The organism is Massilia sp. Leaf139, assembly GCF_001424165.1.
GTDB lineage: Bacteria > Pseudomonadota > Gammaproteobacteria > Burkholderiales > Burkholderiaceae_D > Telluria.
Genome location: NZ_LMOJ01000001.1, coordinates 850,104 through 866,402, shown reverse-complemented (window position 1 = coordinate 866,402; position 16,299 = coordinate 850,104). Strand labels below are relative to the sequence as shown.

The following is a 16,299-nucleotide window of genomic DNA, read 5'->3' as shown; positions in this document are numbered from 1 at the left end:
GCAAGGCTGGCCGGAGCCGGGTCGAAGCCGGGTCGAAGCCGGGTCGACTCTCAGGCCGACGGCAAGGCCCGTCCAACCCGGCTATACTGCCGCCATGCGCATCCAGCTGTTTTCCGACCTTCACCTCGAACGCTATCCGGCCTTCCAGCCCGCATTGGCGCCGGACGCCGACGTGATCGTCCTCGCCGGCGACATCGGCTCCTACCAAGCCGGTTCGCGCTTGGGCGGCAGCGACTTCGGCCTGGAACGCTTCGCCCCGGCGCTCGGCGCAACGGGCGCGCGGGTGCTCTACATCCCCGGCAATCACGAATTCGACGGCCTCGATTTCGAGGAAACCCATGCGCGCCTGCGCGCCACCTGCGAGCGCCTCGGGATCACCTGGCTCGACCGCGAGACCGTCGCCATCGGCCACGTGCGCTTCATCGGCACCACGCTCTGGGCCGACTTCGATGCGCTGGCCGCAGGCCACGAGTTGACCCGGCAGCTGCAGCTGCGCGAGAAGGCCATGCGCGCCGCCAACTACTACCTCAACAAGAACACGACCCTGCGCGCCGGCGAACCGGTGCTGGCCGATGGCTGGCGCGCGATGGCGCTCGACTGCCAGGCCTGGCTGCGCGCGGCCCTCGCCGTTCCCTTCGACGGGGTCACGGTCGCCGTCACCCATTTTGCCCCGAGCCTGCAGAGCGCCGATCCGCGCTACGGCGTCACGCCCGGCACGGCGGGCTTTTGCAATGCGCTCGACGACCTGCTGCCGCTGGCCGACGTCTGGATGCATGGCCACCTGCACTGCATGAACGATTATGTGGCCGCAGGGAATGTGGACGGCCGTTCCTGGTCGTGCCGGGTAGTCGCCAATCCGCTGGGCTACCTCAGCAAGGGCGAACAGGAAGGCTTCCGCCCCGGGCTCATGATCGAACTCTAATGCGCCCCGGCGCTTGCCCGGTCGAGCGTTGCTGCGCGGCAACATTGTGCGCATTTGCGTAAATTGATGATTGCCCGCAAGGGTGTCAAAAGATACAATCCTATTTCCGTATGGAAACTGATTGATTTGGGCGTTCTGCCTTCACTCGGTTTCCATTTTCCGTTTCGGCGTGGCCAGCGCGGTGCAATTTCGCCTGGGATCAGCATACCGCCGCCGGGCCAACCACTTTCGACCGTCCATCCATGCACGCACCTGCCGATCAGACCCAGCCGCCCGTCACCTGCACACGCCTCGACCTCGCATTAGCCGCTCTCGACGCCATCCACCGCGTGCAGGCGGTGGTCGAATTCGACTTGAACGGCAACGTCATCCACGCCAACCACAACTTCCTGGAGGCGATGGGTTACGCGCTGGGCGAGGTCGTGGGCCAGCATCACCGCATGTTCTGTGCCCGCGACTTCAGCGCCTCGAACGCCTACCGCGACTTCTGGGACGAACTCGGCCAGGGCCATCCGAGCAGCGGCGAGTTCATGCGCTTAGGGAAGAACGGCCGTCCGGTATGGCTGCAGGCCTCCTACAACCCGGTGTTCGACGGCGAGGGCCGTCCCGTCAAGGTGATCAAGTTCGCGACCGACATCACGGCCGCCAAGCTGCAAAGCGCCGACAACGCTGCCAAGATCGACGCCATCAACCGCGTGCAGGCCGTGATCGAATTCGGCCTGGACGGCCGCATCCTCGACGCCAACGACAACTTCCTGGGGACGATGGGCTACACGATCGAGGAGATCCGCGGCCAGCACCACCGCATCTTCTGCGCAGCCGATTACGCCGCCGCGCCAGCCTATGCCGAGTTCTGGGAACACCTGGGCGCGGGCGAACTGCATGCCGGCGTCTACAAGCGCCGCCACAAGAGCGGGCGCGACGTCTGGATCAACGCCTCCTACAATCCCGTGTTCGGCCCGGACGGCAAGCCGATGAAGGTCATCAAATACGCCACCGACGTCACCGAACGCATCCAGCGCAATGCCGACGTCAACGGCCGCATGGCCGCGATCGACCGCGCCCAGGCTGTGATCGAGTTCGACCTCGAGGGCCGCATCGTGCACGCCAACGCGAACTTCCTCGACACCCTCGGCTACAGCCTGGACGAGGTGGTCGGCCAGCACCACGCGATCTTCTGCGAAGAGGCCTACGGCCGTTCGCACGAGTACCGCAGCTTCTGGAAGCACCTCGCCGCCGGCGAATTCCACAGCGGCGAATTCAAGCGCGTGGCCAAGGACGGCCATCCGGTCTGGATCCAGGCGACCTACAACCCGATTCTCGACGCCGACGGCAAACCGGTGAAGGTGGTGAAGTTCGCCACCGACATCACGGCCGTCAAGGCCCGCAACGCCGACTTCGAAGGCAAGAACCAGGCCGTCGACCGGGTACAGGCCGTGATCGAATTCGACCTGCAGGGTAAGGTGCTGCACGCGAACGAGAACTTCCTGAAGGTGATGGGCTACGGGATCGACGAGGTGCGCGGCAACCACCACCGCATGTTCTGCGACCAGGGCTTTGCCCACTCGCCGGAATACCTGGCATTCTGGGACCGTCTCGGCCGGGGCGAGTACAACGCCGGCGAATACTGCCGCATCCGCAAGGACGGCAAGCAGGTCTGGATCCTGGCCTCCTACAATCCGATCTTCGACGCCGAGGGCAAGCCGGTGAAGGTCGTGAAGTTCGCGACCGACATCACGGCGCAAAAGCGCATGGCCGCCGAGATCAAGGGCAAGCTCGATGCGATCGGGCGTTCGCAGGCCGTGATCGAATTCGACATGCGCGGCAACGTGCTGGCCGCGAACGACAACTTCCTGCGCACGATGGGCTATGCCGAGGAAGAAGTGCTGGGCGCGCACCACAGCATGTTCTGCGAGACCGAGCACGTCAAGAGCGCCGCCTACCGCCACTTCTGGGCCAACCTGGCCCAGGGCCAGTTCCAGTCGGGCCGCTTCAAGCGCCGCGGCAAGCACGACGCCGACATCTGGATCCTGGCCACCTACAACCCCATCCTCGACGTCAACGGCAAGCCCTATAAAGTCGTGAAGTTCGCGATGGACGTCACCGACCAGGTGCACCGCGAGGAGCTGGTGAGCGCCAAGGTCAAGGAGATTTCAAGCGTGCTCGCGTCGCTCTCGCAGTCGATCGGCGAGATCGCGCGCGGCTCGCAGCAGTCGGCCGAGATGGCCGGCCGCGCCCAGGGCGACGCCGCCGCCGGCAGCAAGCTGCTGGGACGCTCGCGCGACGCCATCGGCGCGATCCAGAAGGCGTCCGGCGACGTCCACGAAATCATCGAAACCATCGGCGACATCGCCGGCCAGACCCATCTGTTGGCCTTCAATGCCGCGATCGAAGCGGCCCGCGCGGGCGAACACGGCAAGGGCTTCTCGGTCGTCGCCAACGAGGTGCGCAAACTCGCCGAGAAATCCGCCCTGGCGGCGCGCGAGATCTCCAAACTGATCAACGAAACCGTGACCCGCGTCGGCGAAGGCACGCGCCTGTCGAGCGAAGTCGAGGACGCTTTTGCCCGCATCGTCGATTCGATCACCCGCACCAGCGGCTCGGTGGCGGCGATCCACGCCTCGACCAGCGCCCAGGCCGGCGCCACCCACGACGTGTCCTCGCTGCTGGCCGAGCTGGAACGCATCGCGACGGAACGCTGAGCGTGGGCGCTCCCCTCCCTCATCCCACCCTGCGCCTGGCCGCGGCGCACGTCGGCGCGGTGCGCCTTGGCATTCCGGCCGAGGCCGTGGTGCAGGCCATTCCCGTGCCGGCCCAGCAGGCGCTGCTGCCGCGGCGCCAGGGGGCGCTGGCCGGCGTCGTGCTGCACGAGGGCGCGCTGGTGCCGGTGGTCGACCTGGCGCGCTGGGTCGATGTCGGCCAGCCGCGCGGCGAGCGCCTGGGCAGCGCGCGCATCCTGGTGCTGCGCCAGGACGGGCGCACGCTGGGCCTGCAAGTGGACAGCGTCGACGGCCTGGTCGAGGTGCCCGGCGCGGACGTCGCGCGCCTGCACCACGACGAAGACGCGGAAGAAGTTTTTCATAGCGCCGCGCGAGTGCCGGACAGCGGCATTATCCTCAGCGTGCTCGACGTCGGCCACCTAGCGGCGCTGGCGGCCAGCTGGCACCAGGCCGCGCCACCGGTCGACATTCCCGCGACCGAGCAAGCCGGGACGCCCGCGGGACGCGACTATGCGCTGCTGCAGCTGGACGATGTCCTGCTCGGCGTGCCGGCCGGCGATCTGGTCGAGGTGATGCGCATGCCGGCACTGGAGCGCTTCGGCGCCGGCATCGACAGCGCCTGGTGCGGGTGGCGCGGCCGCCACCTGCCCGTGTTGGCGGGCGGCGCCCTGCCCGGCTTGCCGTCGGCGGATGTTGCGCCGCTGCTGGCAGTGCTCGAACATGGCGGCCTGGCGCTCGGCCTGCCGGTGCGCTCCGCCCTCGCGCTGCGCTCCTTCGCGACCGAAGGCGACGGCGAACTCGTCGCGACCGTCTACGACGAGGACGGCCAGGAAGTGCGCCTGCTCGCCACCGCCGCCCTATTCGCGCGCTTCCCGGAAGCACTGCTCAGCAAGCCGGAGGAAACCGGCGGCGCCAGGGCGGCGCAGGATGGCGGCGTGCCGAACGAGGAAGCCTACATCGTGTACGAGGCCGGCCAGCCGGCGGCGACGCCGATCGGCGCGGTCGAGCAGATCGTGCCGTTGAGCGCGGGCGGCGGCGCGACGATGCCCTGGGACGGCGGCGCCCTGCCCCTGGTCGATCTACGTCCGGTTCAGGAGGCGGGCATGCCGGGACATGTGCTGGTCGCATCGCATGGCGAAAGGCGCACCGGCTTCGTGGTGACCCGGGTCGCGCTCCTGATCCCGGCCGGCAGCGCCAGGCTGTACCGCCTCGGCGCCGGGCGCGGTTTCGTCACGGTCGACACGGCCGCCGGCCAGGCCAGCTACCGGATCGTCGACCTGGCGGAAACCACCGTCAAGGGGTGACGGCGGCGCGCTCCTCGCGCGTCAGCACGCGCGGCGTGCGCACCGGCGCGCCGGCCGTGTCGAAGAAGGGATTGTCGCGCCAACCGCCATCCAGGCGCGCCTTGACCAGCATGGTGCCGAGGCTGGCGACGGCGAACACGGTCGCCACCGGCGTGGTCTTCGCCGGCCCATGGGCCGAACCGGTGTTGGCCGTGATGTGCGAGCGCCCCAGCCGCCGGTCCAGTTCCTCGTCCGGTGCGGCCAGGCAGGTGCGCACCAGGCCGAGGTAGGCGGCTTTCGGATTGCGCGGCGTGTTGCCGACCGGCGTATCGCAGCAGGACGCATACCAGCGGTAGATACCCTTCGGGCTGAGAGACAGGCAGGCCAGGTGCTCCAGGCCCTTGGTGAAGCGCACGCCGCTCGGCAGCATGGCCTCGACCTCGGTGCCGCCCGACGCATCGAGCACGGCATCCTGCGCCTTCAGGAAGCGCGCAAAGGCCTGGCAATCCTTGCAGTAGCAAATCGCCCGCGCCTTTACGCGCGACGCATCGACTTCGCCTTCGAGCTTGCCGCAACGGCAGCGCAATGGAATGTTCATCCGCCTTCTCCTTCAGAGTGAGAAAACCGAAGCCTTCAGAAGAAATGCCGCCAATCCTCTAACCAGCCCGGGAAGGCGGAGGCCTCCATCGGATTGGCGATGTGATAGCCCTGCGCATAGGTGCAGCCCAGGCCCTGCAGGAAGTCCCAGTCCTGGCGCGTCTCGACGCCCACGGCCACCGACATCCGGTCCAGGCTGTGCGCCAGGCTCAGGCAGGAGCGCAGCACGGTGCCCAGCGGGCGGCGCTTCGACGCACCGTCGACGAAACTGCGGTCGATCTTGAGCTCCGTGAACGGGATGCGCGCCAGCAGCTGCAGGTTCGAGCGGCCGGTGCCGTAGTCGTCGATGGCGAGGCCGAAGCCCATCATGCGCAGGCGCACCAGGCGCTCGATGAAATTCGGGTCGGTGTTCAGCACCGACGACTCGGGCATCTCGAAGGTGATGTAGTCGGGCAGCACCGCGTGGCGGCCGAGGCAGGCGGTGATCTGGCGCAGGAAGGCCGGGTGGGCCAGCGTCTCGGGCGCCAGGTTGATCGAGATGGACATCGGCGTGCCCTGGTCGTGCAGCCAGCGGCAGCGCTCGACCGACAGCTCGATCATGCTCCAGTCGAGGAAGTCGATGCGGTTGTTCTGCACCAGGGCGTCGATGAAGGCCGAGGGCCCGAGCAGGCCGTGCTCAGGATGGCGCCAGCGGGCAAAAGTTTCCAGGCCCTTGACCTGGCCGGTCGCGAGCTCGATCTTCGGCTGGAAGAAAGGTTCGAACTGGCGCTTCTGCAGGCCGCTGCCGATCTCGGCGAAACTGAAGCGCGGCGTCGGCTCGGCCGCGCCGGGCGCGGGGCCGGGTGCGTAGTTGTCGATCAGCGGCTTGAGCTTGGCGGCGGTGACGGGCTTGCTGACGGAGCCGAGCAGGTCGATGCCGTAGACCTGGGCCAGGGTCTCGACCGAGAACAGCAGGTTGGCCGGCTGGGCGCCGGTGACGATCAGGCTGATGCCGGCGTCGAGCCCGGCCAGGTTGCGGATCAGTTCCAGCCCGTCCATGCCGGGCAGCGCCAGGTCGATGACGGCCACGTGCACGCGCGGCGTGAATCCGGCCTGGAAGGTGCGCAGCGCCATGTGCCCGTCGGGCACCTCGGTGACGCGGCTGGCGCCGAGCCGTCCGAGCATCTCGACCAGTGCGGCGCGCTGCGCGCTGTCGGCTTCGGCTACCAGAAAATGCAAATGCGCGATGTCCATCTCTGCTCCACGGGGTTGTTGGCCCGAGCTTACCCTACCGGCCTCATTGCCGTCCATCCTGCCGTCGATTGTATCGTTACGCCGGCTAGGCGCGCTGGCGCAGCTGCTCGAAGAAGCAGACCGCGGCCGCGGCAGCCACGTTCAGCGACTCGACCTGGCCCGCGTGCGGAATCACCACCTGGTGCGTGGCGCGGCCCATCAGGTCGTCCGCCACGCCCTGCCCTTCGTGGCCCAGCAGCCAGGCCACCGGGCCGCGCAAATCGACTTCCCACAGCTTCTGCTTGGCATAGCCGCTCATCGCGAGTACCGGCATGCTGGACGCGTCGATCAGCGCGGCGAGGTCGGCATTCTCGAAAATCTCGAGCACGAAGTGCGCGCCCATGGCCGCGCGCAGCACCTTGGGCGACCAGCAGAAGGCCGTGCCCGCGCTGCAGAACACCTGGGTGATGCCGGCCGCGCCGGCGCTGCGCAAGATCGAGCCGACATTGCCCGGATCCTGCACGCCGTCGAGCAGCACGGCCGAGACGGTCAAGGCCTGCGGCTGCGCCGGGACGGGCGTATCGACCAGGAACAGCAGGTTAATCCCATGCTCGACCTGGCTGAGGGCGCCGAACAGCGCGTCCGGCAGCGCCGTCACGTGCGCGCGCAGGCCGTCGCAGCGCGCAACGATCTCGGCCACCTCCGGGTTGTGCAGCGCTTCCTCGGACACCACGCAGTGCGCCGGCGCGCCGCGCAGGTCCAGCCAGGACTGGCACAGGTGCACGCCGTCGAGCAGCGTACGCCCGGCCTTGCGGCGCGCCTGCGAGCTGGCGGCCAGGCTTTTCAGTTCCTTGTAGAAGGGATTGTCGCGCGAGGTGACGGTCTTCATGCGCAGGCCGCCGCTTCGTCCGCGGGCGCTCCGAACAGATCCACCTGCAACAGGTTGCGCACCGGCGCGAACGAACGGCGGTGCACCGGCGAGGGGCCGTGCAGGCGCAGGCGCTCCAGGTGCAGCGCGGTCGAATAACCCTTGTGCTGGTCGAAGCAGTATTCCGGATACTGGGCGTGCAGGCGCACCAGCTCGGCGTCGCGCGCCGTCTTGGCCAGGATCGAAGCAGCCGAAATCGCATGGCACTTGTCGTCGCCCTCGATGACGGCGTGGGCGCGGATCTGCATCGGCGGGCAGCGGTTGCCGTCGATCAGGGCAATGGTCGGCATCGTGTGCAGGGCTTCCACGGCGCGGCGCATGGCCAGCATCGTTGCGTGCAGGATGTTCAGGGTGTCGATCTCTTCGCACGAGGCTTCGGCGACGGCCCAGGCCAGCGCGTATTCGCGGATCTGCGGCGCCAGTTCGTCGCGGCGCGCCTCGGTCAGCTTCTTGGAGTCGCGCAGGCCGTCGATCGGACGCTTGGGGTCGAGGATGACGGCGGCGGCGTACACGGGCCCGGCCAGCGGGCCGCGCCCGGCCTCGTCGACGCCGCAGACGATGTCGAGGTCGGTGAACGGGCGCAGCCGCGGAGGCAGGCCGGGGTAGAAGTTGACGCGTTTTTTGCTCATGGTGCTGGTGTTATTGATTCAATGGTCACGAAATGCGATTCGACCGGGACACGTGCGTAACGCGGGCATGCCCGCCCTACAACGGCGGTGCACCGTACGGCGGGCATGCCCGCGTTACGGTCGTATGATCCGTAATACGGCCTCGGCACTCAGGGCCGCGCTGTCGCGCAGGAGGCTATGATGCATCTCCGTGAAGCGCGCCGCAAGCCTGTCGCGCCCTGCGGCGTCATTCAGTTGCGCCCACACCGCATCGGCCAGCGTTTCCGGCGTGACGGCATGCTGCAGCAGCTCGGGCACCAGGAATTCGCGCGCCAGGATGTTCGGCAGGCCGATCCAGGGCTGGTAGCCCATGTGGCGCATGATCTCCCAGGACGCGCGCATGACCTTGTAGGCGATCACCATCGGCTTCTTGAACAGCGCCACTTCCAGCGTCGCCGTGCCCGAGGCCACCAGCACCGCGTCGGCGGCGGCGATCGCCGTATGCGAATCGTCCACCAGCTGCAGGTCGATGCCCTGCAGACCCGCCTTGGCCACGATCTCGTTAAAGTAGATGCGCTGCTTCTCGCCCGCCATCGGCACGACAAAACGCAGACCGGGGTCGCGTCTGGCCAGCAGGCCGGCGGCGCGCACGAAGGGCTCGGCCAGGTATTTCAACTCGCCCATGCGGCTGCCCGGCATCACGGTCACCACGCGCGCCGAGTTGGGCCCATTCGGCGCCAAACCCAGGGCCGCACGTGCCGCAGCCACGTCCGGCACCATCGGGATGGTCTCGGCCAGCGGGTGGCCGATATAGGTCACCGGCACGCCGGCATCCCGATAGATCTGTTCCTCGAAGGGGAAGATCACCAGCATGTGCGAGACCGCGCGCTGGATCTTCTTGATGCGCCCGCCGCGCCAGGCCCAGATCTGCGGGCCGACGAAGTGCACGGTGGGGATGCCGGCGGCGCGCAGCTGCTCTTCCAGCCCGAGATTGAAACCAGGGTAGTCGGCGCCGATGAAGGCGGCCGGACGCTCGGCGATCAAACGATCCCGCAGGCGGTTCTGGATGCCCTTGATCTCGCGGTAGCGCGGGATGATCTCGAACAGGCCCCGCACCGTCAGGGTTTCGATCGGCACGCTTGAAACCAGGCCCTGCGCGATCATGCGCGGGCCGCCGATGCCGTGGAAGCGGGCGTCGGGGAGATGCGGCTTCAGCCCGGCCATGAGGCGGGCGGCGAGCATGTCGCCGGACACCTCGCCGGCGACCAGGGCGAGGGAGACCTTATCGGACGATGCCACGGGTGGCATTGCCGAGGAATTCGCGCATGGCGCGGATGACGTCCGCGGCTTCCAGGTTCTCCGCTTCCTCGCGCGCCAGGGCGGCCTTGGCCTCCTCCAGCGTCAGGTTCGAGCGGTAGATATGCTTGTAGGCGGCGCGGATGCCGTCGATCTGCGGGCGCGTGAAACCGCGGCGCTTCATGCCTTCGATGTTCACGCCGCGCGCGCCGGCCGGATTGCCCGACACCAGCACGAAAGGCGGCACGTCCTGGGTCAGGCTGGTGTACATGCCGATGAAGGCATGGGCGCCGATCTTGCAGAACTGGTGCACGCCGGCATAGCCGGACAGGATGGCATGGTCGCCCACGTGCACGTGGCCGGCCAGCTGCGCGTTGTTCGAGAAGATCGTGTGGCTGCCGACCTGGCAGTCGTGTGCCAGGTGGACGTAGGCCGAGATCCAGTTGTCGTCGCCGAGGCGGGTGACGCCTGCATCCTGGGTGGTGCCCAGGTTGAAGGTGACGAATTCGCGGATGGTGTTGCCGTTGCCGATCTCGAGGCGGGTCGGCTCGCCCTTCCATTTCTTGTCCTGCGGCGCGGCGCCGATCGAACCGAACTGGAAGAATTTGTTGTCCTTGCCGATCGTCGTATGGCCTTCGATGACGACGTGCGGGCCGACGACGGTGCCGGCGTCGATGCGCACGTTGGGGCCGATGATCGAATACGGGCCGACCTCGACCGAGCTGTCCAGCTCGGCCTTCGGATCGACGATCGCGCTAGGATGGATCTTGTTCATTACTGCCCCGCGTTGTTCTCATTGGCCCGGATGGTGCACATCAGTTCACCTTCCACGGCGACCTTGCCGTCGACGCTGGCCGTGGCCTTGTACTTCCAGATGCCGCGCGAGACGCGCAGGATCTCGACGTCCATCACCAGCTGGTCGCCAGGCCCGACCGGGCGCTTGAAGCGCGCGTTGTCGATACCTACGAAATAGACGACCGAGTTCTCGTCCGGCTTCACGTCCATCGTCATGAAGGACAGGATGGCCGCGGTCTGCGCCATCGCCTCGATCATCAAGACGCCCGGCATCACCGGCTGATGCGGGAAGTGTCCATTGAAGAATTCCTCGTTGACGGTGACGTTCTTGATGGCGGTGATGCGCTTGCCCACTTCGACGTCGAGCACGCGGTCGACCAGCAGCAGCGGATAGCGGTGCGGCAGGTATTCCTTGATCTCGTTGATGCCGAGGGTGCGCTTTGCGGTGGTGGTTTCAGTCATTTTCGAGTCTGCTCTGTTCTGTAATCGTTTTAATTGTTTTTTCCAGGCTGCGGATCTTGTCGCGCATGGTGTTCAGGTTGCGCACGATCGCGGCCGACTTCTCCCATTCGGCGTTCTTCGCCAACGGATAGAAGCCCGTGTACTGGCCCGGTTCGAGCACCGAGCGCGAGACCATGCTGCCCGACGAGATGTGCACGTTGTCGGCGATTTCGAGGTGGCCCAGCACCATCGCCGCGCCGCCGAAGGTGCAGCGGCTGCCGATCTTCGCGCTGCCGGCCACGCCCACGCAGCCGGCCATGGCCGTGTGCTTGCCGATGTGGCAGTTGTGGCCGATCTGGATCTGGTTGTCGAGCTTGACGCCGTCTTCGATGACGGTGTCGGCCAGGGCGCCGCGGTCGATCGAGGTGTTCGAGCCGATGTCGACGTCGTCGCCGATCACCACGCGCCCGGTCTGCGGAATCTTGATGTAGACGCCTGCTTCCATGGCGAAGCCGAAGCCGTCGCCGCCGATCACCGCGCCCGAATGGACGATACCGCGCGCGCCGATGACGCATTTGCGGTGGAAGGTGACATTCGCGAAGAAGTGCGTGCCCTCGCCCACCACGCTTTCCTTGCCGATGAAGCAGCCGTGGTCGATGACCGCGCCGGCTTTCACGACCGCACCGGCCTCAATGGTCACGTGCGGCCCGATGTGGGCGCTTTCGTCCACTTGCGCGGAAGGATCGACGACCGCGCTCGGGTGGATGCCGGGGCTTGGGGCGGCTTCTTCCAGCGACACGAAGTATTGCGCGGCGCGGGCGAAATAGGCGTAGGGGTTGGTCGTGACGATGCGCGCGCCCGCATAGGTGGCGGCGACCGAGGGATCGTCCAGCGGCGAGAGGATCAGGGCCGCGGCCTCGCTTTGCGCCGCCAGGGCGCGCAGCTTGCTGTTGCTGAGGAAGCTGATCTGGGCCGGGCCGGCGCTGTCGAGCGGCGCGATCGAGGCGACCGTCAGGTCGGGGTCGCCCGCCAGCTGGCCGCCGAAACGCTCGACCAGGTCGCCGAGGCGAACCCCGGCGCGTGTTTGTTCGCGATGTTCCAAAATTACTTGTCCAGCAGTTTCAGGATGCGGTCGGTGATGTCGATGCGCGGGCTCGACCACGCCGCCTCCTGCAGCACGGCGTCGAGCTTTTCCTGCTCGGCGATCTGTTCGATCAGTTTATAGGCCTTGGTGGCGATCGCCGCGCGTTCCTCGCTCTTCCTCTGCATGAGGTCTTCGGTGAACTCGCGGTTCATGCGCTGCACGTCCTTTTCCATGTCGAACAGTTCGCGCGCACGGCGGGTGCGCTCGATGTCCGTCAGGCGCGGCGCGTCGTTGTCGAACTTCTCGCTCATCTGCTTGAACTTGGCGACCATCTCCTCGTTCGTCTTCTGGCGCTTCGAGAATTCGGCCTGGATCTTGGCGTCGGCGGCCTTGGCCATCTTCGACTCGGTCATCAGGCGCTCGGTGGTCACGAAGCCGATGCGGCTGGGCGCCGTCTGCGCCGAGGCCAGCGAGGCGCAGGCGCACAGGGCCGCCAGCACGAGCGCCTGGGGCAGCGCGCGCGTCACGCTGCGCGGCAGGGAGGCTATCGGATTTTTCAACATGGTTCTCCGCGATGAAAAGGATGAAGCCGACGGACGCCGGGTCAGAAGCCCGTGCCCATCTGGAACTGGAAGCGCTCGAGCTGGTCGCCCGGTTTCGCGTTCAGGGGCTTAGCATAACTCAAGCGCAGCGGTCCGACCGGGGAAATCCAGGACAGGCCGATACCGGCCGAGTAACGCAGCTCGCCGAGCATGATCTTCGACTTCTCCTGGAACACCTGGCCGCCGTCGGCGAAGGTGAACCAGCGCAGGCTGCGATCCTTGGTATTGCCCGGGAACGGGAACTGCAGCTCGACGTTGCCGATGACGCGCTTGGCGCCGCCGATGGCGTCGCCGAAGACCGGATCGACCACACCCAGCGTCGAGCTCTCGTAGCCGCGCACCGAACCGATGCCGCCGGCGTAGAAGTTCTTGAAGACCGGATAGGAGCTGCCGCCGATGCCCTTGCCGTAATCGAACTCGCCGCGCAGGGCCAGCGTCATCCACGTGGTCAGCGGACGGTACCACTGGTGTTCGTAGACGACGCGGAAGTACTTGGCGTCGCCGATGGCGTCGACCTCGAAGTTGGCGCGCTGGTAGCGGCCGATGCTCGGGGTCAGCGCGCTATCGCGGCTGTCGCGGCCCCAGGCCACGGTCAGCGGGATCGACATGCTCTTGCCGATACCGATACCGAAGGTGTCCTGGTCGTTTTCGTTGTTCGGGCCGCCGTTCTGGGCCACGAAGTTGCGGTACAGCAGCGGGCTGGTCGAATCGGTCTCGAGCGTGGTGCGCTCCAGGCCCGCGCCGAAGTAGACGGTATCGGTTTCCGAGAACGGCACGCCGAAGGTCATGTTGCCGCCGTTCTGGCGCACCGTGTAGGAACCGATGTTCGACAGCGGCGGACGCGTCGTGCGGTGGTAGAGCTGGAAGGCGCGCGAAACGCCGTCGTCGGTGAAGTACGGGTTCGTGTTCGACAGCGCGACCGTGCGGCTGTACTTCGAGGTGTTCAGGTCGATGCCGACGGTCTGGCCGCTGCCGGCGAAGTTCGCCTGCTGCACCGAGGCCGTGAAGGTGAACTTCTCGGCCTGCGAGAACGAGCCGCCGACCATGAAGTTACCGGTCGGTTTTTCTTCGACCGTCAGGTTGATGTCGACCTGGTCGCTGGTGCCCGGCGACTCCGGCGTATCGACCTTCACGTCCTTGAAGTAGCCGAGACGGTCGACGCGGTCGCGCGAGAGCTTGACGCGGTCGGCGTCGTACCAGGCACCTTCGAACTGGCGGAATTCGCGGCGGATGACCTCGTCGCGGGTGACGGTGTTGCCGAGGATGTTCACGTGGCGCACGTAGGCGCGCTTGCCCGGATCGACAACGAAGGTGAAGGCGACTTCGCGCTTTTCGCGGTCGACCTGCGGGTCGGCGTTCACGTTCGCGAACGCGTAGCCGAAGGTGCCCAGGCGCTGAGAGATGCGCTTGCTGGAAGCTTCCTGCAGCGCGCCCGAATACGGTTTGCCCGGCTGCAGGACGATCAGCTGGCGCAGTTCCTCTTCGCGGCCGAAGGTCTCGCCTTCGAGCTTGACGCTCGAGACGGTGTACTTCTCGCCTTCGGTGATGTTGATGGTGAGGTAGATGTCCTTCTTGTCCGGCGTGATCGCGACCTGGGTCGACTCCACCGTCGCTTCCAGGTAGCCGCGGTCGAGGTAATACGACTTGATCGCTTCCAGGTCGCCGGTCAGCTTGGTCTTCGAATACTGGTCGGCCTTCGAGTACCAGGTCAGCCAGCCGGAAGTCTCGAGCTGCAGCACCTGGCGCAGTTCCTTGTCGCTGAAGGCCTTGTTGCCGACGATGTTGATGGCGCGGATGCGCGCCATGTCGCCTTCGTCGACGTTGAACATCACGTTGACGCGGTTGCGCTCGATCGGCGTGATGGTGGTCGTGATCTTCACGCCGTACAGGCCGTGCGAGAGGTACTGGCGCTTGAGTTCCTGCTCGGCGCGGTCGACCGCGGCCTTGTCGTAGATCTTCGCTTCGCCGACGCCGATATCCTTCAGCGCCTTGACCAGCATGTCCTTCTCGAATTCCTTGGTGCCGGTGAAATCGACGGTGTTGATGGCCGGGCGTTCCTCGACCAGCACCACCAGCACGCCCTTCTCTTCCTCCAGGCGGATGTCCTTGAAGAAGCCGGTCGCGTACAGGGCCTTGATCGCGGCGACGCTCTTGTCGTCGTCGAAGGTCTCGCCCACGCGCACCGGCAGGTAGCTGAACACGGTGCCGGCTTCGGTGCGCTGGATGCCTTCGATGCGGATGTCCTTGATGACGAAAGGCGTGACGGCGAGCGCAGGTGCGGCACACAGGGCCAGCACGGCCGCGCCGATCAGGCTGCGGCGAATGAACGGCAGGGCAATACGATCTGGTTGTGATTTCATTGGCTAGTCAGTCATTGGACAACATACATTTTTCTTCGGCGCTTCTTGTTTGGCGGGCGGCGCGCTGTCGCGGCACGGCGGGTCGATGCCCTAGAGCCGCTGCGACAGGTCATTGAAGATGGCGAGCGCCATCAGCATGAACAGCAGGGCCACCCCCGCGCGCTGCGCGAATCCCTGGATTCGCTCGGACAGGGGACGCCCGGTCAAAACTTCCAGCGAATAATACAACAAATGCCCCCCATCCAGCACTGGAATTGGTAACAGATTCATTACACCAAGACTCACGCTGACGACCGCAATGAAGCCCAAAAAGGTCGCCAGGCCCATGCGTGCGGTCTGTCCGGCGTAGTCGGCGATGGCGATCGGGCCGGTGATGTTCTTCAGCGAAGCCTGCCCCGTGACGATCTTGCCGATCATCTTGAACGTCAGCGTCGTCATCTCCCAGGTGCGGCGCGCGCCCTTCACGATCGCCTCGACCGGCCCCGACTGCACGGTCACCCGTTCCAGCGCCGGGGAGAGCTGCACGCTGGCCAGGCCCTGCCCTTTCGGATCCTTCTCCGGCGTCAGCGGCAGGCTCACCACCTGGCTGCCGCGGCGCACCTGGATCTGCAGGGTGCGCCCCGGGGCGGCGCGCACGGTCTGCACGAAGTCGGCCGCATGCGCGAAAGGCTTGCCGTCGGCGCCGAGCACGACGTCGCCCTTCTGCAGGCCGGCGCGCGCACCGGCGCCGCCGGCCACCGCGTTCTCGACCACCGGCATGCCGATCCAGACGTCCAGGCCCAGTTCTCCCATCAGGTCGCCCTCGGGGCCCGGCTCCTTGATGGCGGCGGCGGGAATCGTGGCCGCGTACTGGCTGCCGTTGGCGGCGCGCACGTCGAGACGGGCGTCCTGCTTGTCGACCGCCAGCGACATGATCTGCCAGCGCAAGTCCGACCAGCCCGTTACGGGTTCGCCGTTCACGGCGGTGACGCTGTCGCCGCCGCGCAGGCCGGCGGCGTAGGCCGGGGTATCGGCGGCCATCGGGCGCAGCTTGGTGCCGGGCTCTTCGACGCCATGCATGAAGAGCGCGCCGAACAGCGCGATCGCCAGCAGGAAGTTGGCCGTCGGGCCGGCGGCGACGATGGCGATGCGCTTCCAGACGCTTTGCCGCACGAAGTCGCGCGCACGCTCGGCCTCGTCCTTTGGCGCCGTTTCGGGGTCGCGGCTGTCGAGGAACTGGACGTAGCCGCCCAGCGGCAGCGCCGAGATCGCCCACTCGGTGCCATCCTTGCCGAAGCGGCGCGACCAGACCACCTTGCCCATGCCGACCGAGAAGCGCAACACTTTCACGCCGCAGGCGCGCGCCACCCAGTAGTGGCCGAGCTCATGGAAGATGATGAGCGGCCCCAGCGCCAGCAGGAAGGCGACCGCGGTGTAGAGAAAACTCATGATATGTGTGCTTCCGCGGATTT

At 66.7% G+C, this 16,299-nt stretch carries 14 protein-coding genes; 3 read left to right on the top strand and 11 right to left on the bottom strand.

Going from position 1 to position 16,299, the window contains the following annotated elements:
* The first annotated feature begins 94 nt into the window (after positions 1-94).
* The 3 genes from ASF77_RS03880 (at position 95) to ASF77_RS03870 (ending at position 4,946) form a co-directional block, all read left to right on the top strand.
* On the top strand, positions 95-922 hold the full coding sequence (locus tag ASF77_RS03880; protein WP_056334629.1) for a metallophosphoesterase: 828 nt from the start codon (positions 95-97) through the stop codon (positions 920-922).
* A gap of 242 nt (positions 923-1,164) precedes the next feature.
* The gene (locus ASF77_RS03875; protein WP_082493534.1) at positions 1,165-3,624 is read left to right on the top strand and encodes a PAS domain-containing methyl-accepting chemotaxis protein; all 2,460 of its coding nucleotides are present in this window, start codon (positions 1,165-1,167) and stop codon (positions 3,622-3,624) included.
* 2 nt (positions 3,625-3,626) lie between these two features.
* Positions 3,627-4,946, top strand: coding sequence for a chemotaxis protein CheW (locus ASF77_RS03870; protein WP_056334623.1), 1,320 nt, complete (start codon positions 3,627-3,629; stop codon positions 4,944-4,946).
* Here ASF77_RS03870 and ASF77_RS03865 read toward each other — a convergent pair.
* The 11 genes from ASF77_RS03865 to rseP form a co-directional block, all read right to left on the bottom strand.
* Positions 4,936-5,523, bottom strand: a complete 588-nt coding sequence (locus ASF77_RS03865; protein ID WP_056334620.1) for a DUF6151 family protein — start codon at positions 5,521-5,523, stop codon at positions 4,936-4,938. The genes ASF77_RS03870 and ASF77_RS03865 overlap by 11 nt on opposite strands.
* 35 nt (positions 5,524-5,558) lie before the next feature.
* Positions 5,559-6,755, bottom strand: coding sequence for an EAL domain-containing protein (locus ASF77_RS03860; protein WP_056334613.1), 1,197 nt, complete (start codon positions 6,753-6,755; stop codon positions 5,559-5,561).
* 85 nt (positions 6,756-6,840) lie between these two features.
* A complete protein-coding gene (locus tag ASF77_RS03855) occupies positions 6,841-7,623 on the bottom strand; it encodes an RNA methyltransferase (protein ID WP_056334611.1) in 783 nt (260 codons plus the stop codon).
* Positions 7,620-8,291 carry a ribonuclease HII gene (rnhB, locus tag ASF77_RS03850; RefSeq protein ID WP_056334608.1) on the bottom strand — a complete coding sequence of 224 codons (672 nt, stop codon included), beginning with the start codon at positions 8,289-8,291 and terminating at the stop codon, positions 7,620-7,622. Before rnhB ends, ASF77_RS03855 begins: the two co-directional genes overlap by 4 nt.
* Before the next feature lie 114 nt (positions 8,292-8,405).
* Complete coding sequence (gene lpxB / locus ASF77_RS03845; RefSeq protein WP_056334605.1) at positions 8,406-9,578, bottom strand: lipid-A-disaccharide synthase; 1,173 nt, start codon at positions 9,576-9,578, stop codon at positions 8,406-8,408.
* On the bottom strand, positions 9,553-10,341 hold the full coding sequence (gene lpxA / locus ASF77_RS03840; protein ID WP_056334603.1) for an acyl-ACP--UDP-N-acetylglucosamine O-acyltransferase: 789 nt from the start codon (positions 10,339-10,341) through the stop codon (positions 9,553-9,555). The genes lpxB and lpxA overlap by 26 nt, the downstream gene beginning before the upstream one ends.
* Positions 10,341-10,823 (bottom strand): 3-hydroxyacyl-ACP dehydratase FabZ, encoded by a 483-nt coding sequence (fabZ, locus tag ASF77_RS03835; protein WP_056334600.1) that lies wholly within the window; start codon positions 10,821-10,823, stop codon positions 10,341-10,343. Before fabZ ends, lpxA begins: the two co-directional genes overlap by 1 nt.
* Positions 10,816-11,904, bottom strand: a complete 1,089-nt coding sequence (gene lpxD, locus ASF77_RS03830) for a UDP-3-O-(3-hydroxymyristoyl)glucosamine N-acyltransferase (protein WP_229445220.1) — start codon at positions 11,902-11,904, stop codon at positions 10,816-10,818. Before lpxD ends, fabZ begins: the two co-directional genes overlap by 8 nt.
* Before the next feature lie 2 nt (positions 11,905-11,906).
* Positions 11,907-12,449: an OmpH family outer membrane protein gene (locus ASF77_RS03825; protein WP_056334598.1), complete on the bottom strand. Its 543-nt coding sequence runs from the start codon at positions 12,447-12,449 to the stop codon at positions 11,907-11,909.
* Positions 12,450-12,490: 41 nt separating this feature from the next.
* Positions 12,491-14,848, bottom strand: coding sequence for an outer membrane protein assembly factor BamA (bamA, locus tag ASF77_RS03820; RefSeq protein WP_056334594.1), 2,358 nt, complete (start codon positions 14,846-14,848; stop codon positions 12,491-12,493).
* A gap of 90 nt (positions 14,849-14,938) precedes the next feature.
* A complete protein-coding gene (rseP, locus tag ASF77_RS03815) occupies positions 14,939-16,276 on the bottom strand; it encodes an RIP metalloprotease RseP (RefSeq protein ID WP_056334591.1) in 1,338 nt (445 codons plus the stop codon).
* Between the last annotated feature and the right edge of the window lie 23 nt (positions 16,277-16,299).

Excerpts from the sequence above, each read along its gene's own strand:
- ASF77_RS03860 (WP_056334613.1), bottom strand. The coding sequence starts at position 6,755 with ATGGACATCGCGCATTTGCATTTTCTGGTAGCCGAAGCCGACAGCGCG.
- ASF77_RS03880 (WP_056334629.1), top strand. The coding sequence starts at position 95 with ATGCGCATCCAGCTGTTTTCCGACCTTCACCTCGAACGCTATCCGGCC.
- ASF77_RS03875 (WP_082493534.1), top strand. The coding sequence starts at position 1,165 with ATGCACGCACCTGCCGATCAGACCCAGCCGCCCGTCACCTGCACACGC.
- ASF77_RS03865 (WP_056334620.1), bottom strand. The coding sequence starts at position 5,523 with ATGAACATTCCATTGCGCTGCCGTTGCGGCAAGCTCGAAGGCGAAGTC.
- lpxB (WP_056334605.1), bottom strand. The coding sequence starts at position 9,578 with ATGCCACCCGTGGCATCGTCCGATAAGGTCTCCCTCGCCCTGGTCGCC.
- rseP (WP_056334591.1), bottom strand. The coding sequence starts at position 16,276 with ATGAGTTTTCTCTACACCGCGGTCGCCTTCCTGCTGGCGCTGGGGCCG.
- ASF77_RS03855 (WP_056334611.1), bottom strand. The coding sequence starts at position 7,623 with ATGAAGACCGTCACCTCGCGCGACAATCCCTTCTACAAGGAACTGAAA.
- lpxA (WP_056334603.1), bottom strand. The coding sequence starts at position 10,341 with ATGAACAAGATCCATCCTAGCGCGATCGTCGATCCGAAGGCCGAGCTG.
- rnhB (WP_056334608.1), bottom strand. The coding sequence starts at position 8,291 with ATGAGCAAAAAACGCGTCAACTTCTACCCCGGCCTGCCTCCGCGGCTG.
- bamA (WP_056334594.1), bottom strand. The coding sequence starts at position 14,848 with ATGAAATCACAACCAGATCGTATTGCCCTGCCGTTCATTCGCCGCAGC.
- fabZ (WP_056334600.1), bottom strand. The coding sequence starts at position 10,823 with ATGACTGAAACCACCACCGCAAAGCGCACCCTCGGCATCAACGAGATC.
- ASF77_RS03825 (WP_056334598.1), bottom strand. The coding sequence starts at position 12,449 with ATGTTGAAAAATCCGATAGCCTCCCTGCCGCGCAGCGTGACGCGCGCG.